34 protein-coding genes and 1 pseudogene are annotated in these 20,994 nt (G+C 45.0%); 31 read left to right on the top strand and 4 right to left on the bottom strand.

Features of this window, described 5'->3' with window-relative positions; all coding sequences use genetic code 11:
* Positions 1–518 precede the first annotated feature (518 nt).
* The 28 genes from rpsJ (at position 519) to rplQ (ending at position 14,167) form a co-directional block, all read left to right on the top strand.
* Positions 519–830, top strand: coding sequence for a 30S ribosomal protein S10 (gene rpsJ / locus M9196_RS20715; RefSeq protein WP_005417222.1), 312 nt, complete (start codon positions 519–521; stop codon positions 828–830).
* A gap of 14 nt (positions 831–844) precedes the next feature.
* Entirely contained in the window at positions 845–1,474 is a 630-nt protein-coding gene (gene rplC, locus M9196_RS20710; RefSeq protein ID WP_102471343.1) for a 50S ribosomal protein L3, read from the top strand.
* 16 nt (positions 1,475–1,490) lie between these two features.
* The gene (gene rplD, locus M9196_RS20705) at positions 1,491–2,093 is read left to right on the top strand and encodes a 50S ribosomal protein L4 (RefSeq protein WP_250619393.1); all 603 of its coding nucleotides are present in this window, start codon (positions 1,491–1,493) and stop codon (positions 2,091–2,093) included.
* Positions 2,090–2,392: a 50S ribosomal protein L23 gene (gene rplW / locus M9196_RS20700; protein ID WP_031495626.1), complete on the top strand. Its 303-nt coding sequence runs from the start codon at positions 2,090–2,092 to the stop codon at positions 2,390–2,392. The genes rplD and rplW overlap by 4 nt, the downstream gene beginning before the upstream one ends.
* 15 nt (positions 2,393–2,407) lie before the next feature.
* Entirely contained in the window at positions 2,408–3,232 is an 825-nt protein-coding gene (rplB, locus tag M9196_RS20695; RefSeq protein ID WP_102471341.1) for a 50S ribosomal protein L2, read from the top strand.
* A gap of 19 nt (positions 3,233–3,251) precedes the next feature.
* The gene (gene rpsS / locus M9196_RS20690; RefSeq protein ID WP_102471340.1) at positions 3,252–3,530 is read left to right on the top strand and encodes a 30S ribosomal protein S19; all 279 of its coding nucleotides are present in this window, start codon (positions 3,252–3,254) and stop codon (positions 3,528–3,530) included.
* Positions 3,531–3,539: 9 nt separating this feature from the next.
* Positions 3,540–3,872: a 50S ribosomal protein L22 gene (rplV, locus tag M9196_RS20685; RefSeq protein WP_102471339.1), complete on the top strand. Its 333-nt coding sequence runs from the start codon at positions 3,540–3,542 to the stop codon at positions 3,870–3,872.
* A gap of 17 nt (positions 3,873–3,889) precedes the next feature.
* Positions 3,890–4,588, top strand: coding sequence for a 30S ribosomal protein S3 (gene rpsC, locus M9196_RS20680; RefSeq protein ID WP_250619392.1), 699 nt, complete (start codon positions 3,890–3,892; stop codon positions 4,586–4,588).
* 11 nt (positions 4,589–4,599) lie between these two features.
* Positions 4,600–5,010, top strand: a complete 411-nt coding sequence (gene rplP, locus M9196_RS20675) for a 50S ribosomal protein L16 (RefSeq protein ID WP_102471337.1) — start codon at positions 4,600–4,602, stop codon at positions 5,008–5,010.
* Positions 5,010–5,201, top strand: a complete 192-nt coding sequence (rpmC, locus tag M9196_RS20670; protein ID WP_102471336.1) for a 50S ribosomal protein L29 — start codon at positions 5,010–5,012, stop codon at positions 5,199–5,201. The genes rplP and rpmC overlap by 1 nt, the downstream gene beginning before the upstream one ends.
* Positions 5,201–5,455, top strand: a complete 255-nt coding sequence (rpsQ, locus tag M9196_RS20665; RefSeq protein ID WP_102471335.1) for a 30S ribosomal protein S17 — start codon at positions 5,201–5,203, stop codon at positions 5,453–5,455. Before rpmC ends, rpsQ begins: the two co-directional genes overlap by 1 nt.
* Positions 5,456–5,615: 160 nt before the next feature.
* Entirely contained in the window at positions 5,616–5,987 is a 372-nt protein-coding gene (gene rplN, locus M9196_RS20660; protein WP_017036074.1) for a 50S ribosomal protein L14, read from the top strand.
* Positions 5,988–5,997: 10 nt separating this feature from the next.
* On the top strand, positions 5,998–6,315 hold the full coding sequence (gene rplX / locus M9196_RS20655; RefSeq protein WP_102471334.1) for a 50S ribosomal protein L24: 318 nt from the start codon (positions 5,998–6,000) through the stop codon (positions 6,313–6,315).
* Positions 6,316–6,339: 24 nt separating this feature from the next.
* Positions 6,340–6,879 carry a 50S ribosomal protein L5 gene (rplE, locus tag M9196_RS20650; protein WP_250619391.1) on the top strand — a complete coding sequence of 180 codons (540 nt, stop codon included), beginning with the start codon at positions 6,340–6,342 and terminating at the stop codon, positions 6,877–6,879.
* A 17-nt stretch (positions 6,880–6,896) separates the two neighbouring features.
* Entirely contained in the window at positions 6,897–7,202 is a 306-nt protein-coding gene (rpsN, locus tag M9196_RS20645) for a 30S ribosomal protein S14 (RefSeq protein WP_102471332.1), read from the top strand.
* A 29-nt stretch (positions 7,203–7,231) separates the two neighbouring features.
* Complete coding sequence (gene rpsH / locus M9196_RS20640) at positions 7,232–7,624, top strand: 30S ribosomal protein S8 (RefSeq protein WP_102471331.1); 393 nt, start codon at positions 7,232–7,234, stop codon at positions 7,622–7,624.
* Between the two features lie 10 nt (positions 7,625–7,634).
* Complete coding sequence (gene rplF, locus M9196_RS20635) at positions 7,635–8,168, top strand: 50S ribosomal protein L6 (RefSeq protein WP_250619390.1); 534 nt, start codon at positions 7,635–7,637, stop codon at positions 8,166–8,168.
* Positions 8,169–8,177: 9 nt separating this feature from the next.
* On the top strand, positions 8,178–8,531 hold the full coding sequence (gene rplR, locus M9196_RS20630) for a 50S ribosomal protein L18 (protein WP_250619389.1): 354 nt from the start codon (positions 8,178–8,180) through the stop codon (positions 8,529–8,531).
* Between the two features lie 14 nt (positions 8,532–8,545).
* Positions 8,546–9,046 carry a 30S ribosomal protein S5 gene (gene rpsE, locus M9196_RS20625; RefSeq protein WP_102471328.1) on the top strand — a complete coding sequence of 167 codons (501 nt, stop codon included), beginning with the start codon at positions 8,546–8,548 and terminating at the stop codon, positions 9,044–9,046.
* 5 nt (positions 9,047–9,051) lie between these two features.
* Positions 9,052–9,231 (top strand): 50S ribosomal protein L30, encoded by a 180-nt coding sequence (rpmD, locus tag M9196_RS20620; protein ID WP_102471327.1) that lies wholly within the window; start codon positions 9,052–9,054, stop codon positions 9,229–9,231.
* Positions 9,232–9,236: 5 nt separating this feature from the next.
* The gene (gene rplO, locus M9196_RS20615; RefSeq protein ID WP_102471326.1) at positions 9,237–9,671 is read left to right on the top strand and encodes a 50S ribosomal protein L15; all 435 of its coding nucleotides are present in this window, start codon (positions 9,237–9,239) and stop codon (positions 9,669–9,671) included.
* A 20-nt stretch (positions 9,672–9,691) separates the two neighbouring features.
* The gene (gene secY / locus M9196_RS20610; RefSeq protein ID WP_250619388.1) at positions 9,692–11,026 is read left to right on the top strand and encodes a preprotein translocase subunit SecY; all 1,335 of its coding nucleotides are present in this window, start codon (positions 9,692–9,694) and stop codon (positions 11,024–11,026) included.
* A gap of 27 nt (positions 11,027–11,053) precedes the next feature.
* Positions 11,054–11,167, top strand: a complete 114-nt coding sequence (gene rpmJ, locus M9196_RS20605) for a 50S ribosomal protein L36 (RefSeq protein WP_000868186.1) — start codon at positions 11,054–11,056, stop codon at positions 11,165–11,167.
* 149 nt (positions 11,168–11,316) lie between these two features.
* Entirely contained in the window at positions 11,317–11,673 is a 357-nt protein-coding gene (gene rpsM / locus M9196_RS20600) for a 30S ribosomal protein S13 (protein ID WP_250619387.1), read from the top strand.
* 18 nt (positions 11,674–11,691) lie between these two features.
* Positions 11,692–12,081 carry a 30S ribosomal protein S11 gene (gene rpsK, locus M9196_RS20595; protein WP_005597095.1) on the top strand — a complete coding sequence of 130 codons (390 nt, stop codon included), beginning with the start codon at positions 11,692–11,694 and terminating at the stop codon, positions 12,079–12,081.
* A gap of 35 nt (positions 12,082–12,116) precedes the next feature.
* On the top strand, positions 12,117–12,737 hold the full coding sequence (gene rpsD, locus M9196_RS20590; RefSeq protein WP_250619386.1) for a 30S ribosomal protein S4: 621 nt from the start codon (positions 12,117–12,119) through the stop codon (positions 12,735–12,737).
* 24 nt (positions 12,738–12,761) lie between these two features.
* On the top strand, positions 12,762–13,754 hold the full coding sequence (locus tag M9196_RS20585; RefSeq protein ID WP_102471322.1) for a DNA-directed RNA polymerase subunit alpha: 993 nt from the start codon (positions 12,762–12,764) through the stop codon (positions 13,752–13,754).
* A 26-nt stretch (positions 13,755–13,780) separates the two neighbouring features.
* Positions 13,781–14,167, top strand: coding sequence for a 50S ribosomal protein L17 (gene rplQ / locus M9196_RS20580; protein WP_250619385.1), 387 nt, complete (start codon positions 13,781–13,783; stop codon positions 14,165–14,167).
* Between the two features lie 117 nt (positions 14,168–14,284).
* Here the strand turns inward: rplQ and M9196_RS20575 are convergent, their stop codons facing one another.
* Complete coding sequence (locus M9196_RS20575; protein WP_250619384.1) at positions 14,285–14,755, bottom strand: DUF2780 domain-containing protein; 471 nt, start codon at positions 14,753–14,755, stop codon at positions 14,285–14,287.
* Positions 14,756–14,847: 92 nt separating this feature from the next.
* On the bottom strand, positions 14,848–15,471 hold the full coding sequence (locus tag M9196_RS20570) for an FKBP-type peptidyl-prolyl cis-trans isomerase (RefSeq protein WP_250619383.1): 624 nt from the start codon (positions 15,469–15,471) through the stop codon (positions 14,848–14,850).
* A 212-nt stretch (positions 15,472–15,683) separates the two neighbouring features.
* Here M9196_RS20570 and M9196_RS20565 point away from each other — a divergent pair, with 212 nt between their 5' ends.
* Positions 15,684–16,280 (top strand): OapA family protein, encoded by a 597-nt coding sequence (locus M9196_RS20565; RefSeq protein ID WP_250619382.1) that lies wholly within the window; start codon positions 15,684–15,686, stop codon positions 16,278–16,280.
* 51 nt (positions 16,281–16,331) lie between these two features.
* On the opposite strand, the gene M9196_RS20560 is transcribed toward M9196_RS20565, so the two are convergent.
* The gene (locus tag M9196_RS20560; RefSeq protein WP_250619381.1) at positions 16,332–16,784 is read right to left on the bottom strand and encodes a GNAT family N-acetyltransferase; all 453 of its coding nucleotides are present in this window, start codon (positions 16,782–16,784) and stop codon (positions 16,332–16,334) included.
* A 94-nt stretch (positions 16,785–16,878) separates the two neighbouring features.
* The gene (gene cpdB, locus M9196_RS20555; RefSeq protein ID WP_250619380.1) at positions 16,879–18,840 is read right to left on the bottom strand and encodes a 2',3'-cyclic-nucleotide 2'-phosphodiesterase; all 1,962 of its coding nucleotides are present in this window, start codon (positions 18,838–18,840) and stop codon (positions 16,879–16,881) included.
* Positions 18,841–19,207: 367 nt separating this feature from the next.
* On the opposite strand from cpdB, the gene cobA reads away from it, so the two are divergent.
* A complete protein-coding gene (gene cobA, locus M9196_RS20550; RefSeq protein ID WP_250619399.1) occupies positions 19,208–20,014 on the top strand; it encodes a uroporphyrinogen-III C-methyltransferase in 807 nt (268 codons plus the stop codon).
* 36 nt (positions 20,015–20,050) lie between these two features.
* Positions 20,051–20,980 (top strand): annotated as a pseudogene (cysD, locus tag M9196_RS20545) (sulfate adenylyltransferase subunit CysD); the annotation flags it as partial.
* Positions 20,981–20,994: the final 14 nt, after the last annotated feature.

The following is a 20,994-nucleotide window of genomic DNA, read 5'->3' as shown; positions in this document are numbered from 1 at the left end:
CGAATACCGCACTAAAAAAGGGGGAGCTTAGGCTCCTCTTTTTATTGGTTTACTTTTTTACGTCGTCAGTCACGTTTGTACCATTAACTCTATCTCATTGAATAAGTGACGGAGTTCTTCTCTTATCTAACCCATTTTCTCTGTTTTCGTTTCGTTTAACTACAGCGAAATATCGAACGATTGATTAATTTCCCTTCACCTATTGCAACTCTAAACTTGTTCTGTATAATAGCGCGCTCTGGCCTAGCCAGTTGTGAACCAATGAGCACTGAGGAGTAAACGCCTACTCACGTAGATGTTTAGTAACGTAGACTCAGCTTATGTTCGCAGTTAATACAATTAGCCTTTATTACTTTAGCGTTTACACACTAAAGTATGTCCAGGTTAATCGAAAATTAGCTGACAATGCATTCAATTAGAGTGCTACGGTTTCACATAAATCAATCGACATTCTCTCGCCTTAGCGAGTATGAGTGGCGATATTGTTTGTGTAATAATTAATTTTGGAGCTCTGTCTCATGCAGAACCAACGTATTCGTATCCGCCTAAAGGCTTTTGATTACAAGTTAATCGATCAGTCTACTGCGGAAATCGTTGAAACAGCTAAGCGTACCGGCGCACAGGTTCGTGGTCCTATTCCACTTCCTACTCGTAAAGAGCGTTTCACTGTTCTTACCTCTCCACACGTCAACAAAGATGCACGTGATCAGTACGAAATTCGTACTCACAAGCGTTTGATCGACATCGTTGAGCCAACAGATAAAACTGTTGATGCTCTAATGCGTCTTGATCTTGCTGCTGGCGTTGATGTTCAAATCAGCCTAGGTTAAGGGAGATAAGAATAATGATTGGTCTAGTCGGACGTAAAGTGGGTATGACCCGCGTATTTACCGAAGAAGGCGTTTCTATCCCTGTAACAGTTGTTGAGGTTGAAGCGAACCGTGTAACTCAAGTTAAATCACTTGAGACTGACGGTTATGCAGCAATCCAAATCACTGCAGGTGAGAAGAAAGCTAGCCGTGTTTCTAAGCCACAAGCTGGCCACTTTGCGAAAGCAGGTGTTGAAGCAGGTCGCGGTCTTTGGGAATTCCGTTTGGAAAACGGCGAAGAGTTTGAACTTGGCGCTGAGCTAAACGTAGAACTATTCAACGACGTTAAAAAAGTAGACGTTACTGGTACATCTAAAGGTAAAGGCTTCCAAGGCGCTATCAAGCGTTGGAACTTCTCTACTCAAGATATGACTCACGGTAACTCCTTGTCTCACCGTGCTCCGGGTTCAATTGGTCAATGCCAAACTCCAGGTCGCGTATTTAAAGGCAAGAAAATGGCAGGTCACATGGGTGCTGAGCGTGTAACGACTCAAAACCTAGAGATCGTACGTGTTGACGCTGAGCGCGGTTTGCTCCTTATTAAAGGTGCAGTACCAGGCTCAACAGGCGGCAACGTGATCGTTAAACCAGCTATTAAAGCATAACGTCTAGGAGTAAGTAATGGAATTGATGGTTAAAGGTGCTGATGCACTAACTGTTTCCGAGACTACTTTCGGACGTGACTTCAACGAAGCTCTTGTACACCAAGTAGTTGTTGCTTATGCAGCAGGTGCTCGTCAAGGTACTCGTGCTCAAAAGACTCGTTCTGAAGTATCTGGCGGTGGCGCTAAGCCATGGCGCCAAAAAGGTACTGGCCGCGCACGTGCTGGTACAATTCGTAGCCCAATCTGGCGTACAGGTGGTGTTACTTTTGCTGCGAAACCACAAGATCACAGCCAAAAAGTAAACAAAAAAATGTACCGCGGTGCTATGAAAAGCATTCTTTCTGAGCTTGTTCGTCAAGAGCGTCTAGTTGTTGTAGACAACTTCTCAGTTGAAGCACCAAAAACAAAAGAGCTAATCGCTAAGCTTAATGAACTTGAGCTTTCGGACGTTCTTATTGTGACTAGCGAAGTAGATGAGAATCTATTCTTAGCTGCTCGTAACCTTTACAAAGTTGATGCTCGTGACGTTGCTGCGATTGATCCAGTAAGTCTAATTGGCTTCAACAAGGTTCTAATAACTGCTGATGCAGTTAAGCAAGTTGAGGAGATGCTAGCATGATCACTGAAGAGCGTATCCTAAAAGTTCTACGTGCTCCGCACATTTCTGAGAAAGCAACTATGGCTGCAGAGAAAGCGAACACTATCGTTTTCAAAGTAGCGAAAGATGCAACGAAGAAAGAGATCAAAGCAGCTGTTGAAAAGCTATTTGAAGTTGAAGTTAAGTCTGTAAATACTCTTATTCTTAAGGGTAAGACTAAACGCCAAGGTCTACGCCAAGGTCGCCGCAGCGACGTTAAGAAAGCGTATGTTACTTTGGCTGAAGGTCAAGACCTTGACTTTGTTGGCGGCGCGGAATAACAGGAGTAGTTAAGAATGGCTATTGTTAAATGTAAGCCGACTTCCCCTGGTCGTCGTCACGTTGTTAAAGTTGTTAACACTGACCTGCACAAGGGTAAGCCATACGCACCACTTCTAGAGAAAAACTCTAAGAACGGTGGTCGTAACAACAACGGTCGTATCACAGTACGTCACATCGGTGGTGGTCACAAGCATCACTACCGTTTGATTGACTTCAAACGTACTAAAGATGGCATCCCAGCGAAAGTTGAGCGCCTAGAATACGATCCAAACCGTAGCGCAAACATTGCTCTAGTTCTGTACGCAGACGGTGAGCGCCGCTACATTATTGCACCAAAGGGCATCCAAGCGGGTGACTCTATCCAGTCAGGTGTTGATGCGCCAATCAAAGCAGGTAACACTCTGCCGATGCGTAACATCCCTGTAGGTTCTACAGTTCACTGTGTTGAGCTGAAGCCTGGTAAAGGTGCACAAATTGCTCGTTCTGCAGGTGCATACGCACAACTTATCGCTCGCGATGGTGCATATGTAACTCTACGCCTACGTTCAGGTGAGATGCGCAAAGTTTTATCAGAAGGCCGTGCTACGCTCGGTGAAGTTGGTAATGCTGAGCACATGCTACGTGAACTAGGTAAAGCTGGTGCTAGTCGCTGGCGCGGTGTTCGTCCAACCGTTCGCGGTGTGGTAATGAACCCGGTAGATCACCCGCACGGTGGTGGTGAAGGTCGTACATCTGGTGGCCGTCACCCAGTATCTCCTTGGGGTCAGCCTACTAAAGGCTTTAAGACTCGTAAGAACAAGCGCACTGACAAGTACATTGTACGTCGTCGTAATAAATAATCTATAAAGAGGAATCGCCATGCCACGTTCTCTCAAGAAAGGTCCTTTTATTGACCTACACTTGCTGAAGAAGGTAGAGAAAGCGGTGGAAAGCGGAGACAAAAAGCCTGTTAAGACTTGGTCCCGTCGCTCAATGATCATACCTACTATGATCGGTTTGACCATCGCTGTCCATAATGGTCGTCAGCACGTGCCAGTTTTTGTTACCGAAGAAATGATCGGTCACAAACTGGGCGAATTTGCACCAACTCGCACTTATCGCGGCCATGCTGCAGATAAGAAAGCTAAGAAGAAATAGGAGTAGATGATGGAAGCTATCGCTAAACATAACTTTGCTCGTATTTCTCCTCAGAAAGCTCGCTTAGTTGCAGACCAAATCCGCGGTAAAAACGTGGATCAAGCGCTAGAACTACTTACTTTCAGCAACAAAAAAGCTGCTGAATTGATCAAGAAAGTTCTAGAATCAGCAATCGCGAATGCGGAACATAACGAAGGTGCAGATATCGACGATCTTAATGTCGCTAAAATCTTCGTAGATGAAGGCCCTATCATGAAGCGTATTATGCCTCGTGCTAAAGGCCGTGCCGACCGTATCTTGAAGCGTTCAAGCCACATCACTGTTGTTGTAGCAGATCGCTAAAAGCTAGGAGATAAGCAATGGGTCAGAAAGTACATCCAAATGGTATTCGTCTTGGCATCGTTAAGCCTTGGAATGCTACATGGTTTGCTAATACCAACGAATTCGCTGATAACCTAGATGGCGACTTCAAGGTACGTCAGTTCCTTACTAAGGAACTAGCAAAAGCGTCTCTATCACGCATCGTTATCGAGCGTCCAGCGAAGAGCATCCGTGTGACTATTCACACTGCTCGTCCTGGTGTTGTTATCGGTAAGAAAGGTGAAGACGTTGAGAAGCTACGCAATGCTGTAGCTAAAATCGCAGGTGTACCAGCGCAAATTAACATCGCTGAAGTACGTAAGCCTGAGCTAGACGGCAAGTTAGTTGCTGATAGCATCGCGTCTCAACTAGAGCGTCGTGTAATGTTCCGTCGCGCTATGAAGCGTGCGGTTCAGAATGCTATGCGTCTAGGCGCTAAAGGTATCAAAGTGCAAGTAAGCGGTCGTTTAGGCGGCGCTGAAATTGCACGTGCTGAGTGGTATCGTGAAGGCCGTGTGCCTCTACACACTCTACGTGCTGACATTGATTACGCAACTTCTTCGGCTCACACCCAATACGGTGTGATCGGCGTTAAAGTCTGGATCTTCAAAGGTGAGATTCTGGGCGGTATGCCGGCAGCTAACGCTGTTGAGCCAAAAGGCGACAAGCCTAAGAAGCAGCGCAAAGGCCGTAAGTAAGGAGTCGACAGATGCTACAACCTAAACGTACTAAGTTCCGCAAGGTTCAGACTGGCCGTAACCGTGGTTTAGCTAAAGGTACTGATGTAAGCTTCGGTACTTTTGGTCTTAAAGCGGTTGGCCGTGGTCGTCTTACTGCTCGTCAGATCGAAGCGGCACGTCGTGCTATGACGCGTCACGTTAAGCGTCAAGGCCAAATCTGGATCCGTGTGTTCCCAGATAAGCCAATCACAGAAAAACCACTTGAAGTTCGTCAAGGTAAGGGTAAAGGTAACGTTGAGTACTGGGTAGCCCAAATCCAACCTGGAAAGGTTATGTACGAAATGGACGGTGTACCTGAAGAGTTGGCACGTGAAGCGTTCCGCCTAGCGGCTCGCAAACTGCCGTTCAAAACTACATTTGTAACTAAGCAGGTGATGTGATGAAAGCACAAGATCTACGCGAAAAAAGCGTTGAAGAGCTTAACGCTGAGCTTTTGAATTTGCTACGTGAACAGTTTAACTTGCGCATGCAAGGTGCAACTGGTCAACTTCAGCAAACTCATACTCTTAAAGCTGTACGCCGTGATATCGCACGTGTGAAAACTGTTTTGACTGAGAAGGCAGGCGCATAATGAGCGACAAAATTCGTACCCAACTAGGTCGTGTACTTAGCAACAAGGCTGATAAGTCTATCGTTGTGACAATCGAACGCATGGTGAAACACCCAATTTACGGTAAATTCGTAAAGCGTACGACTAAAATACACGCACATGACGAAAACAACGAGTGTGGCATTGGCGACACTGTTGAGATTCGTGAATGTCGTCCAATGTCTAAGATGAAATCTTGGACTTTGGTAAACATCGTAGAAAAAGCGAAATCTTAATAAGATTTTTAGCTTAAAAATCAAGCGGCTCCGATTTTTTTTGGGGGCCGCTTATTTTTTGTCTACCCAATCTCAATAAAGGGTGATATAGTTCGCGTCCCTTTAAAGAGGCAGCCCGACCCGAGAGGGTCTAGTTTTTATTATTTAGCGGAGCACTAACATGATCCAAATGCAAAGTACACTCGACGCTGCGGATAACTCCGGCGCTCGTAGAGTAATGTGTATTAAGGTCCTGGGTGGCTCTCACCGCCGTTATGCACACATCGGTGATGTCATCAAGGTTACTGTGAAGGAAGCAATTCCTCGTGGTAAAGTTAAAAAAGGTGATGTCCTGAAGGCGGTGGTAGTTCGCACCCGTAAAGGCGTACGTCGTCCAGATGGCTCTGTCATTCGCTTCGACCGCAACGCTTGTGTATTGTTGAACGACACTACTGAGCAACCAGTCGGCACACGTATCTTTGGTCCAGTGACGCGTGAACTTCGCAATGCGAAATTCATGAAAATCGTATCACTAGCACCAGAAGTTCTGTAAGGAGCGGCACATGGCAGCTAAAATCCGTCGTAACGACGAAGTAATCGTTCTTGCTGGGAAAGACAAAGGCAAGAAAGGTAAAGTAACTAAGGTTCTAGCGACCGGTAAAGTTATCGTTGAAGGTATTAACCTTGTTAAGAAGCACCAAAAGCCGGTTCCGGCTCTAGGTCAACAAGGTGGCATCGTTGAACAAGAAGCAGCTATTGATGCTTCCAACATTGCAGTCTTTAACGCGGCTACTGGTAAAGCAGACCGCATCGGTTTCCGTATCGAAGATGGTAAGAAAGTTCGTTTCTTTAAATCTAACGGCGAAACTGTTTCTAACTAATTAGAAGTAATTTGGAGTTCTACTATGGCGAAACTGCATGATTACTACAAGTCGTCTGTAGTTGCTGAACTGACCAAAGAGTTCAGCTACTCAAGCGTCATGCAAGTCCCTAGGATTGAGAAAATCACCCTAAATATGGGCGTTGGTGAAGCAATCAACGATAAGAAACTGCTAGAAAACGCAGCAGCTGATATGGCAACGATCTCTGGTCAAAAGCCACTTATCACTAAAGCGCGTAAATCTGTTGCAGGTTTCAAAATTCGTGAAGGCTACCCAATTGGTTGTAAAGTAACCTTGCGTGGCGAACGTATGTGGGAATTTTTAGAGCGTTTAATCTCTATCGCACTTCCACGTGTACGTGATTTCCGTGGTGTTAGCGCTAAGTCTTTTGACGGACGCGGTAACTACAGCATGGGCGTTCGCGAGCAAATCATCTTCCCGGAAATCGACTACGATAAAGTAGACCGTGTTCGTGGCTTAGACATCACTATTACGACGTCTGCTGCAAACGATGAGGAAGGCCGAGCTCTGCTGGCTGCCTTTAACTTCCCATTCCGTAAGTAAGGTGAAGGGTTACTGTTATGGCTAAACAATCAATGAAAGCACGTGAAGCAAAACGTGCAAAGCTTGTAACTAAGTTCGCAGAAAAGCGTTCAGCGTTAAAAGCAATCATTAGCGATGTTAACGCATCAGAAGAAGATCGTTGGAATGCGGTTCTAAAACTGCAATCTCTTCCACGTGATTCAAGTGCATCACGTCAGCGCAACCGTTGCAACCAAACTGGTCGTCCACACGGTTTCCTACGTAAGTTCGGTCTAAGCCGTATTAAGGTTCGTGAAGCTTGCATGAAAGGCGAGATTCCTGGACTTCGTAAGGCTAGCTGGTAATTGCCACTTAATCATTTGGAGTAAATCATATGAGCATGCAAGATCCGATTTCGGATATGCTGACCCGTATTCGTAACGGTCAGGCAGCAAATAAAGTTGCTGTTAAAATGCCTTCTTCAAAGCTTAAAGTTGCAATTGCTGCTTTGCTAAAAGCTGAAGGTTATATTACAGATTTCGCTGTTGACGGCGAAACTAAACCTGAGCTAGAAGTTACTCTTAAGTACTTCCAAGCTAAACCTGTAATCGAGCAAATCAAACGTGTATCTCGTCCTGGTCTTCGTGTTTACAAGAAGAACAACGAGCTACCATCTGTAATGGGTGGTTTGGGTATTGCAGTCGTATCTACTTCCAAGGGTCTGATGTCAGACCGTGCTGCTCGTAAAGCATGCCTTGGCGGTGAAATCATCTGTTACGTCGCTTAAGGAGTAGACTATGTCTCGTGTTGCTAAAGCACCTGTCGCTATTCCAGCTGGCGTAGAGGTGAAACTAAACGGCCAAGAAGTTACTGTTAAAGGTAGCAAAGGTGAACTAACTCGCGTTCTTAACAATGCAGTAGTTGTTGCACAGGAAGAGAACAACCTAACTTTCGGACCGAAAGAAGGTGTTGCTAACGCTTGGGCACAAGCAGGTACTGCTCGTGCACTAGTTAACAACATGGTTGTTGGTGTTACCGAAGGCTTTACTAAGAAACTGACTCTTAAGGGTGTTGGTTACCGTGCTGCTATCAAAGGCAATGCGGTTGGCCTAACTCTAGGTTTCTCTCACCCAGTTGAGCACGAGTTGCCAGCGGGTATTAAAGCCGAGTGTCCTAGCCAAACTGAGATCGTTATTACTGGTTGTGATAAGCAATTAGTAGGTCAAGTTGCAGCTGACATTCGTTCTTACCGTGAGCCTGAGCCTTATAAAGGCAAAGGTGTTCGTTACGCAGATGAAAATGTGCGTACCAAAGAAGCTAAGAAAAAGTAAGGTAACACTATGGATAAGAAAGCATCTCGCATCCGTCGTGCTACACGTGCGCGTCGTAAGATTGCAGAACTGGGTGCAACTCGCCTAGTAGTACACCGTACTCCGCGTCATGTGTACGCTCAGGTTATCGCATCAAACGGCTCTGAGGTCATCGCTTCTGCTTCTACTGTAGAAAAAGCGATCCGTGAGCAAGTAAAGAACACTGGTAACATCGAAGCAGCTCAAGCAATAGGTAAAGCTATTGCAGAACGCGCTCTTGAAAAAGGCGTTTCTACAGTTGCATTTGATCGTTCTGGTTTCCAATACCACGGTCGAGTAGCGGCGCTAGCAGAATCTGCTCGCGAAGCTGGTCTGAAATTCTAAGGTAGGGTTGGAAGATGGCAAGAGAACAACAACAAGCTAGTGATTTGCAAGAAAAGCTAATCGCTGTTAACCGTGTTTCTAAGACGGTTAAGGGTGGTCGAATCATGAGCTTCACTGCACTAACAGTAGTTGGTGACGGTAATGGTCGTGTAGGTTTCGGTTACGGTAAAGCCCGTGAAGTACCTGCTGCGATTCAAAAAGCAATGGAAAAAGCGCGTCGCAACATGGTTACGATTTCGCTTAACGAAGGCACTCTTCACCACGCGGTGAAAGGTCGTCATTCGGGCTCTAAGATCTACATGCAGCCAGCTGCAGAAGGTACTGGTATCATCGCCGGCGGTGCGATGCGTGCAGTACTTGAAGTTGTAGGTGTTCACAACGTATTGGCGAAAGCTTACGGTTCAACTAACCCAATCAACGTTGTTCGCGCAACGATTGCTGGTCTAGTTGACGTTAAGTCACCAGAAATGGTAGCTGCTAAGCGTGGTCTAACTGTTGAATCGATTTCGGAGTAAGAACCATGGCTAATACTATTAAAGTGACTCAAACTAAGAGTTCAATCGGTCGTCTACCTAAGCACAAAGCGTGTCTTAAAGGTTTAGGCCTTCGTAAAATCAACCATACAGTAGAGCTTGAAGATACTCCGTGTGTACGCGGTATGATCAACAAGGTTTACTACATGGTTAAAGTTGAGGAGTAATCAGAATGCGTTTGAATACTCTATCACCGGCTGCGGGTTCTAAGCCTTCTAAGAAGCGCGTAGGTCGTGGTATCGGTTCTGGCCTTGGTAAAACAGCAGGCCGTGGTCATAAAGGCCAAAAATCACGCTCTGGCGGCAGTGTTCGTCCAGGCTTTGAAGGCGGTCAAATGCCTTTGAAACAGCGTCTACCTAAATTCGGTTTCACTTCTCGTAAGAGCCTAGTGTCTGCTGAAGTTCGTCTAGCTGAGCTAGCGAAAGTAACAGGTGACGTTGTTGACCTAAACAGTCTTAAAGCGGCTAACGTTATCACTAAGAACATCGAATTTGTAAAAGTTGTTCTTTCTGGTGAACTAACGAAAGCTGTGACTGTTAAAGGTCTACGCGTGACAAAAGGTGCTAAAGCTGCAATCGAAGCTGCAGGCGGTAAAATCGAGGAATAATCTCGAGGGATGAGGTACAGATGGCTAAGAAACCAGGACAAGATTTTAACAGTGCAAAAAGTGGCTTAAACGAGCTCAAGTCGCGCCTTTTATTCGTACTTGGTGCGTTACTCGTGTTTCGTGCTGGCTCTTTTGTACCGATTCCTGGTATTGACGCGGCTGTACTTGCCGATTTGTTCGAACAGCAAAAAGGTACCATCGTAGAAATGTTTAACATGTTCTCCGGTGGTGCTCTAGAGCGTGCATCTATTTTAGCACTGGGCATCATGCCGTATATTTCGGCATCTATTGTTGTCCAGTTGCTAACTGTAGTTCATCCAGCGTTAGCCGAACTCAAAAAAGAGGGTGAGGCAGGGCGTCGTAAGATTAGCCAATATACGCGTTATGGTACGCTTGTACTTGCAACATTCCAGGCAATAGGTATTGCAACTGGCCTTCCAAACATGGTCAATAATCTGGTTGTTATCAACCAAACCATGTTTACGCTAATTGCTACCGTAAGTTTAGTAACCGGTACCATGTTTTTGATGTGGTTAGGTGAACAAATTACAGAGCGTGGAATCGGGAATGGTATTTCTATTCTCATCTTTGCAGGTATTGTTGCTGGATTGCCTTCGGCAATTGGTCAAACAATCGAGCAAGCGCGTCAAGGTGAACTGCACGTTCTTCTTTTGTTGTTTATTGCTGTACTAGCTTTTGCTGTTATTTACTTTGTGGTGTTCATGGAGCGTGGTCAACGTCGAATCGTCGTTAACTATGCGAAGCGACAACAAGGCCGTAAGGTTTTTGCTGCACAAAGTACACACTTACCATTGAAAATTAATATGGCAGGTGTAATTCCAGCAATCTTCGCATCGAGCATTATCCTGTTCCCAGGAACATTGGCTCAGTGGTTTGGTCAAAACGGAGAGAGCAGCGCATTCGGTTGGTTAACTGATGTGTCTTTGGCTCTTAGCCCAGGTCAACCATTGTATGTAATGCTTTATGCAGCAGCGATAATTTTCTTCTGTTTCTTCTATACGGCGTTGGTTTTCAACCCAAGAGAAACAGCAGATAATTTGAAGAAGTCTGGTGCATTCGTACCCGGTATCCGCCCAGGTGAGCAGACAGCGAAGTATATCGATAAAGTGATGACTAGACTAACCCTAGCGGGTGCGCTATACATTACCTTTATCTGTCTGATTCCCGAGTTTATGATGGTCGCTTGGAACGTACGTTTCTATTTTGGCGGCACATCACTACTAATCGTAGTGGTAGTTATCATGGACTTTATGGCACAGGTACAGACTCATCTGATGTCTCAACAGTATGATTCTGTGTTGAAAAAAGCAAATCTGAAAGGCTCAGGCCGTTAATTCAGATTTCATTTACGGAGTTTAGCAATGAAAGTTCGTGCTTCCGTTAAAAAAATCTGCCGCAACTGTAAAGTCATTAAGCGCAACGGTGTTGTGCGAGTGATCTGCAGTGAGCCAAAGCACAAACAGCGCCAAGGCTAATAAAGCAGAAATTTTTACTTGAAATATGAGGTATGGTCGAGTATATTCCTCGACCTACCTTTTGCGTGCAAAAGAAGTAGTATCCCGCAACGTATCCTAAACGGGCTTTGTTGCGGATAATTCTTTTACGAAACACTTTGGAGTGAATAATGGCCCGTATAGCAGGCATTAACATTCCTGATCAAAAACATGCTGTAATCGCACTAACTGCGATCTACGGCATCGGTAAGACTCGTTCTCAAGCTATTCTAGCTGAAGTGGGTATTGCTGGAGATGTTAAGATCAGTGAACTAAATGAAGAACAGATCGATCAACTGCGTGATAGTGTTGCAAAATACACTGTAGAAGGTGATCTACGTCGTGAAGTATCTATGAACATCAAGCGTCTTATGGACCTTGGTTGTTATCGTGGTCTTCGTCATCGTCGCAGTCTACCACTACGTGGACAGCGTACTAAAACCAACGCACGCACCCGCAAGGGTCCGCGTAAGCCGATCAAGAAATAGTCGGGAAGGTAGAGTACAATGGCTAAACAACCTACACGCGCTCGTAAGCGCGTACGCAAGCAAGTTGCTGATGGCGTAGCGCACATTCATGCTTCTTTCAATAATACAATCGTAACCATTACTGACCGCCAAGGCAACGCTCTTGCTTGGGCTACTGCAGGTGGTTCAGGTTTCCGTGGCTCTCGTAAGTCTACTCCGTTTGCTGCACAAGTTGCTGCTGAACGTTGTGCTGAAATGGCGAAAGAATACGGTCTAAAGAACTTGGAAGTTATGGTTAAGGGTCCAGGTCCAGGTCGCGAATCTACAGTTCGTGCACTGAACGCTGCTGGTTACCGCATCACAAACATTGTTGATGCTACACCAATCCCTCATAACGGTTGTCGTCCACCTAAGAAACGTCGCGTATAAACGTATAACGTTTCTGGGATAATTGGAGAAGAATCATGGCAAGATATTTGGGTCCTAAGCTGAAGCTTAGCCGTCGCGAAGGTACTGACTTATTCCTTAAGTCTGGTGTACGTGCGATCGATACCAAGTGTAAAATTGATAACGCACCAGGTGTACACGGCGCTCGTCGCGGTCGTCTATCTGAATATGGCGTTCAGCTTCGTGAGAAGCAAAAAGTTCGTCGTATTTATGGCGTTCTAGAAAAACAATTCCGTAACTATTACAAAGAAGCTGCTCGCCTTAAGGGCAATACAGGTGCAAACCTACTTCAGCTTCTTGAAGGTCGTCTTGACAACGTAGTTTACCGCATGGGCTTTGGCGCAACTCGCGCAGAAGCACGTCAACTAGTTAGCCACAAAGCTATCGTAGTTAACGGTAAAGTTGTAAACGTTCCTTCTTTCAAAGTTTCGGCTAACGACGTTGTTACTATCCGCGAGAAAGCTAAACAGCAAGCTCGTATTAAGGCTGCTCTAGAAGTTGCTGAACAACGTGAAAAACCAACTTGGATTGAAGTAGATGCTGGTAAGATGGAAGGTACATTCAAGCGTATGCCTGAGCGTTCTGACCTATCTGCTGACATTAACGAACACTTGATCGTCGAGCTTTACTCTAAGTAAGGTTTAAAAAAAAGAGAGGACACAATGCAGGGTTCTGTAACAGAATTTCTTAAGCCACGTCTTGTTGATATCGAACAGATCAGCACGACACACGCAAAAGTAACTCTTGAGCCATTAGAGCGTGGTTTCGGTCACACTCTAGGTAATGCACTTCGTCGCATTCTACTATCTTCTATGCCAGGTTGTGCTGTAACAGAAGTTGAAATAGAAGGCGTTCTGCACGAGTACAGCACTAAAGAAGGCGTTCAAGAAGATATCCTAGAGATATTGCTTAACTTGAAAGGTCTGGCTGTTCGCGTTGCCGAAGGCAAAGATGAAGTATTCATTACGCTGAATAAATCAGGCTCAGGCCCTGTTGTTGCAGGTGACATCACCCATGATGGTGATGTAGAGATCGCTAACCCAGAACACGTTATTTGTCACCTAACGGATGACAACGCTGAGATCGCTATGCGTATCAAAGTTGAACGTGGTCGTGGTTACGTTCCAGCTTCAGCTCGTATCCATACTGAAGAAGATGAGCGTCCAATCGGTCGTCTACTTGTTGATGCTACATACAGCCCAGTCGATAAAATCGCCTATGCTGTTGAAGCAGCTCGTGTAGAACAACGTACTGATTTAGACAAGCTTGTCATCGACATGGAAACGAACGGAACTCTTGAACCTGAGGAAGCTATCCGTCGCGCAGCTACAATCTTAGCTGAGCAATTGGATGCATTCGTAGATCTTCGTGATGTACGAGTTCCTGAGGAGAAAGAAGAGAAGCCGGAGTTCGATCCTATTCTACTGCGTCCTGTAGACGATCTTGAACTAACAGTTCGCTCTGCTAACTGTCTGAAAGCAGAAGCGATTCACTACATCGGTGATCTTGTACAGCGTACTGAGGTTGAGCTACTTAAAACGCCTAACCTTGGTAAAAAATCTCTTACAGAGATTAAAGACGTACTTGCATCACGTGGTCTTTCTCTGGGCATGCGCCTAGAAAACTGGCCACCAGCGTCTATCGCTGAAGATTAATCGATACTAGTTAGAAGGATTAGGTCATGCGCCATCGTAAGAGTGGTCGTCAACTCAACCGCAACAGCAGTCATCGCAAAGCGATGTTCAGCAATATGGCTAGCTCTCTTGTACGTCATGAAGTAATCAAGACTACATTGCCTAAAGCAAAAGAGCTACGTCGCGTAGTTGAGCCTTTGATTACACTAGCTAAGACTGACAGTGTTGCTAACCGTCGTCTAGCATTTGCACGTACTCGTGATAACGAAGTAGTTGCGAAACTATTCAACGAATTAGGTCCACGTTTTGCTGCCCGTCAAGGCGGTTACACTCGTATCCTAAAAGCTGGCTTCCGTGCTGGTGATAAAGCTCCAATGGCTTACATTGAGCTTGTAGATCGCCCAGAAGCGTCAGAAGAAGCTACTGCTGAGTAATTAGCAGGTTCGTAAGAACTAAAAAGCCGAGCATTTATGCTCGGCTTTTTTGTATCTGTATTTTGGTGAGCCTATTGTTGTTATGCTTAGGCGCGGTTCTTAGTCTAGATCCATAAGTTATTGCCAGAGACTGGTTAATGAACTGAGGAGTCCTGAGCTCGCACCTTGTGTTCCTAAATATTCCAAAACGATCGGTGCAAATTGAGAAATCATACTTGGGTCGAGTCCGACCGATGAGAATACGCTTTTAACGCTTTCCATACTTTCTACCGATTTTAATAAGCCACTACTTCCTAATGACGATAAGCCCGGTATGAGGGAGTTGAGTTCAGAGGTGCCTTCACTTCCAAGTTGACTTTGAGCTAATGAGAGTAATGCACCCGCACCAGCAGACGCTTGTTCTGGAGACACTGACAAATTCGTTGTTAGGTCATTCACAACTGCAGAGTTTTGAAATTGGCTCAATGAGTTCGCACTGCTTAGTAGGCTGTTCGCGGAATCGGAGTCAATAGAGGGTAAGTCGAATTCGGCCATTGCAGGCAATGTTAAAAGAGAAAGTGATAAAGCGAAAGGAAGAGTCTTGTTCATAATACGATCCATTTTATTGTACTTGATCGTAAGTGTAGACAATAAAAAAGCAGTGACGAATCACTGCTTGGTATATTTTTTCTTTTTGAAGATTAGCCTAGGATTTCTAGAAGCTCTACTTCAAATACAAGTGCTGCAAATGGTGGGATTGCAGCGCCAGCGCCGCGTTCACCGTATGCAAGATCTTGTGGGATACATAGTTTCCACTTAGAACCAACAGGCATTAGTTGAAGAGCTTCAACCCAACCTTTAATTACGCCAGTTACTGGGAACTCAGCTGGCTGGCCACGTGATACAGAGCTGTCAAAAACAGTACCGTCAGTTAGCTCGCCGTGATAGTGAACACGTACAGTGTTGTCTGAAGTTGGGATTTCACCAGTACCTTCAGTGATGATTTCGTATTGTAGACCAGACTCAAGAACCGTTACTTCTGGACGAAGTGCGTTATCAGCTAGGTATACTTCGCCATCCGCAGCAGCTGCTTTAGCGGCTTCTTGACGTACAGATTCAGCACGTGTGTGCAGATCTTGTAATGCGTTATTGATCTCATCAATTTCGATTTCTGGCATATCACCAGTAAGCGCTGTTGCAATACCTTTAGCGATAGCATCAACGTTAAGACCTTCCAGGCCGCTTCCTGCAAGTTGTTGGCCCATTTGTAGACCAATACCGTAGCTTGCTTTTTGTTCTACAGTTTCTAATTTCACGTCAGACATGACGGTCTCTCTTTACTTATCGAATGAAGCCGAAAGGATACCAGTTCTTAAATAAAACCGGAATGGTCTTAAGAAGTTTTACTATTTAATTTGACGAAGTTGTAAAACTTGTGACATTGGGCTGCTATAAATAGGTTTTCCTACGATTTTTCTATACTCTAATCGTGGGTTTTCTTAAACTGGAGCCGTTGTGTAGCAGGAGACGGATAGGAATGAATCGTCGTCAAAGGAAAAAGCAGAAAAGCGATCCCTTACAATCGTTGAAGACCTTATGGGCAAACATAGACTTTTCACAAATTAACGCCACTATCAAGACCCAAGGGTTAAAGTTAAAAGAAAAGTCCCATACGTTTTGGCTAGGGTTACCTCAGTTGCATCGTCGTTTATTGAGCGTGATCGCCCCTATCGTCATTGTATTACTGCTTTGGCCTACAGGCGAGGGAGATGTGTCACAACCAAGCCCGGCTAATCAAAGAGTGACGGTGAGTGTTAACACCCAGTCATTGAGTGAGCAAAGTGGTGCTGTTCAACCTGAAGAGACGGTTGAGACTCAATGGCACGAATATACGGTAAAGAAAGGCGACACGCTGGCACAAGTTTTTCGTAAAAACCAGTTGCCGATGGCGGATTTGAATTCCTTGGCTCGTGTCGAAGGAAACGACAAACCGCTAAGCCGAATTAAGCAGGGGCAACTTATTCGCTTTAAGTACAGCCAAGAGGGTCAGCTCGATATCTTGCAGATCGAAAAGGGCGAGCAGTCAGTCATGTTTTTCCGTCTATCAGACGGTGGCTTTGGGCGCAGTAAGTAGTAAGTAGTAAGTAGCTAAGGGTAAGTAAGACGTACTAATATCAGACTGGCGCTACCGCGTCAGCCTCATGTCGATATGTGGGATATCATCTTCGAGATATTGCTCTGAACAAGCGCGAAAGCCATGTTTGCCATAATAGGCTTGAAGGTGATATTGAGCACCAATCGTAATGTTTTCACCGGGCCATAGGCGCTCACATTCTTTGATGGCATGAGCAATAAGACCATGTCCTAGCCCATTCCCACGATAACTTTCTTTGGTCGCAACACGCCCAATGCTAACGTCACTGTAGCTGGTCCCTTTAGGTAGCAGTCTTGCGCAGGCGACAAGTACACCTCCATTGTAGCCAAGCAGTTGGTGTACGCCTTCTTGGTGGTCTTTATCATCGAGCTCTGGATAGGGGCACGTTTGCTCGACAACAAACACATCAACCCGCAATTTTAATAATTGATATAACTCTAGTGTGCTTAATTCATTAAATGTCTTCGTTTCCCAAGTTAGCATTCACTTACCACTTCTAGCTGATTTGCGTTTAGGGTAAACCGGATGCAATAAAAAAGCCACGCGTCAGCGTGGCTTAATATCGATGAATAGGTGACTATTTTTGTAGGTCTATACGATAGACGGCAAAGCCAACCTCATCCGTCGCGACTTTTTCCATTGGATATTGGCCTTTGTCTTTAATGAATTGTGCGGCCTTATCAGAAGGAGATGTCTCAAAGCGAACATCAACCTTAACCTTCGACGTAATTGGCGCAAACGTCCAATTGTTATCGGCGCTAGGTGTTACTTCACCTTTTTCTTTACTGATCTTAGAGATGTAATTCGCCACGATAGTGCGGTTTTCATCTGGAGAATCAAAGGCGATAAACTCGCTGCCTGTTCCTGGGAACTTATTACTGTATGCGCGATAGTTGTTGGTTGCGACAATGAATATTTGACTCATATCGATAGGCTTACCTTGATAAGTAAGATTAACTATACGTTCACTGCCTTCATTCAATGGTTTGCAATTGCCATCGTAACGAGCCGGTTGGGTCACGTCGATTTGATAGTTGACTCCATCCATAACATCGAAGTTATACGTACGGAAGTCATCCCAGTCAATGAGTGACTGTGGTTGATCAGTCGTGATATCTATTTGTTTAAATTGCCCAGCAGAACACTCTAGCCATTCTTTGACTTCTTTACCTGACATTTTTAATGCCACAAGCGTGTTTGGATAGAGATACAGATCGGCAGCATTTCGGAAAGTCAGTTGGCCTGACTCAACTTCCGTAAAGTTAGCTGGGTCATTTTTACGACCACCGGCTTTGAATGGCGCCGCAGCAGAAAGAACTGGGAGACCGTCCAGATCAGGGTCGCCTTGGATCATGGTTTCTACATAGTCTTTTTGTGCAAGGTTAACGATTTGCACAGTAGGATCATCTTGTACTAATGCTAGGAAGCTGTACATGACATCATTGGCCTTGCCAATTGGTTGATTAACGAAGTCACGGGTTGCATCATGGTCATCTTTTATCGCTTCTACGATCCCTTTGTCGGCATCAACCATGGCTTTTTTATTGTTAGTATCATAAATAGGACGAGCTTCAGTTTGTGCATTGGTGACTTTCCAGCTATCGCCTTCTTTCTCCAACATCAAATCCATCACACCCACATGGCTGCCCCAGCGGCCCGGCATGACAGCTGCGACACCATTGATGGTACCTTTCTGATTATCGACACCTTGAATGTTGTCAAAGCCTTTACCAGGAAATACCGAGTGAGAGTGCCCAAATGCAATCGCGTCGATACCTGCTACTTCAGAGAGGTAATAGGTTGAGTTTTCAGCACCAGTTTTGTAAGGGTCGCTGGATACACCAGAGTGAGGGATGGCAATAACAATATCAGCGCCCTCTTTTTTCATTTGCGGGACTAGCTCTTCAGCGGTTGCTTTAATATCTTTTGCAAACACTTTGCCTTCAAGGTTCTTCTTATCCCAAACCATAATTTGCGGTGGAACAAATCCGATATAACCTATCTTAACTTCTTGAGCTTTTCCGTCACTGTCTTTGAAGGTATGGGTTTTGATGAGATAAGGCTTAAAGTAGTGTTCCCCGGTTTTCTGGTCAAACACATTCGCACTGACGTAAGGGAAATTTGCGCCCTTCAATGTTGCCGCTAGAAAGTCGAGTCCGTAGTTAAACTCATGATTACCAATATTACCCACATCATAATTAAGCTGGTTCATCGCCTTATAGACTGGGTGAATGTCGCCGTCTTTGACCCCTTTCGCGGCCATGTAGTCACCCATTGGACTGCCTTGGATGAGGTCGCCATTATCGACTAAAACGCTGTTGGTGACTTCTTTACGGGCTTCTTTAACCAAAGTGGCAGTTCGAGCTAAGCCGATCTTTTGTGACGGTTTGTCTTTGTAGTAGTCATAATCCATCACATTGGTATGAATGTCGGTTGTCTCGATTATTCTAAGCTTTATTTCATCAGCCATGACTGGGCCGGCCATTGCAAGCATACCGCTAAGAACGGCGATCGAAATCGGTTTCACTGCCACTTTCATCTCTATATCCTTTTTATGGAAGTTTGTTTCAAAACATGTCGATTGTATCAATTTGTTATGAAAGTTATTTTTCATACATAGATAAAGTGTGATCTAAGTTGGTTGTAATTGTGATATTTGGCTCGCAAGTCTCATCTACACACTTTGTTGTTAACCATAGCCTGAGTAAACCAGCCTTGCGTTGTTCGGTGTAGCAAAAGTCTCTAAATTAACCCTATAGTGGTTTTTGGAATAAAAAATGAAATTTTAGAATTTCCGGTAATATAGCCAGTTGGTCATAATGCCATCATCAGAGACGCGATGGACCGCCACAATGGAACAGCCTTTTAAGCAAAGTACGGAATTGAAAACGACACCTCAATTGGTGATGAGTTCGCAAAAACCCAAATTGCCAACTTCAACACTTAAATCTGGTGAAGTGGCGTTGGTGGGAGCTGGTCCTGGAGACCCGGAATTATTAACGCTAAAGGCGCTCAATTATTTGCAGCAAGCTGATGTCGTTTTATATGACTATTTGGTGTCAGACGAAATCATAGCCTTAGTACCAGAAAGCACAGTTTTAGTGTGCGTTGGTAAACGCGCCGGCCATCACAGCGTGCCTCAGGAAAAAACCAATCAATTACTCTTAGAGTTTGCTCAAAGCGGTCACAAAGTCGTGCGAATTAAGGGAGGTGACTCTTTTATGTTTGGTCGAGGTGGTGAAGAGCTACAAGTATTGGCTCAAGCGGGCATTCAGTTTCAAGTGATTCCGGGTATCACTGCCGCAGCCGGTGCAACAGCTTATGCAGGGATCCCTCTTACCCATCGAGATTACGCACAATCAGCTTTGTTTGTCACTGGGCATCTCAAGCCTAACAGTGCCGACATGGATTGGTCGACGCTCGCACGCCCTAAGCAAACACTCGTGATTTATATGGGATTGATGAAATCTGACTATATTCAGCAGCAATTGGTTCTCCATGGAAGAAGCCCGGATGTGCCTATTGCCATCATTGAAAGGGGTACCCAACAGACGCAGAAAGTGTTTGTGGGTCAACTTAAAGATCTTGCGGATCTGGCGAAAGATGCACAAGCACCATCGTTGATCGTCGTAGGGGAGGTTGTTGAATTAGCGAAAGATCTTGCTTGGTTTGGCGAGACATCGACTCAAGTACTCAATGTTAAGAGTGCATAGGAATTCAGTCTAGTAGAGGTGTAATGACCTGTACTCGCAAAAAAGGAAGCACAACAAATGGATCAAGAAAGACTCACTCACCTCAAACAACTGGAAGCGGAGAGTATTCACATTATTCGTGAAGTCGCGGCCGAATTCGATAATCCGGTCATGATGTACTCGATCGGTAAAGACTCTTCAGTCATGTTGCATCTGGCTAGAAAAGCCTTCTACCCCGGGAAAATACCTTTTCCTCTATTGCATGTCGATACTGATTGGAAATTCAAAGAGATGATTGAATTTCGTGATCGTACAGCGAAAAACTATGGTTTCGAGCTTTTGGTACACAAAAACCCAGAAGGTCTAGCTATGGGGATAAATCCATTTGTGCATGGTTCCTCAAAACACACTGATATCATGAAAACGCAAGGGCTCAAGCAAGCACTGAATCACTATGGGTTTGATGCGGCATTTGGTGGGGCACGTCGTGATGAAGAAAAATCCAGAGCCAAAGAGCGCGTTTACTCATTCCGCGACAAAAATCACACTTGGGATCCAAAGAACCAACGCCCTGAATTATGGAAAACCTATAACGGGCAAATCAACAAGGGTGAGAGCATTCGAGTCTTCCCTCTTTCAAACTGGACCGAACTGGATATCTGGCAATACATCTACTTAGAAGGCATTGATATTGTACCGCTTTATTTGGCTGCTGAGCGACCAGTAGTGGAGCGCGATGGCATGTTAATTATGGTTGATGATGACCGAATGGACATTCAACCAGATGAAAAAGTAGAGAACAAAAGCGTAAGGTTTAGAACGCTTGGCTGTTACCCACTAACCGGTGCAGTGGAATCGGAAGCGGCGACGTTGACGGAAATTATTGAAGAAATGCTGGTTGCGACATCCAGTGAGCGGCAAGGTCGTGCGATCGACCATGATCAGTCTGGATCAATGGAGCTTAAAAAACGTCAGGGATATTTCTAAGGATCGAAGGGACA

The organism is Vibrio methylphosphonaticus, assembly GCF_023634655.1.
Classification (GTDB): domain Bacteria; phylum Pseudomonadota; class Gammaproteobacteria; order Enterobacterales; family Vibrionaceae; genus Vibrio; species Vibrio methylphosphonaticus.
This window is presented reverse-complemented; position numbering and strand designations above follow the sequence as displayed.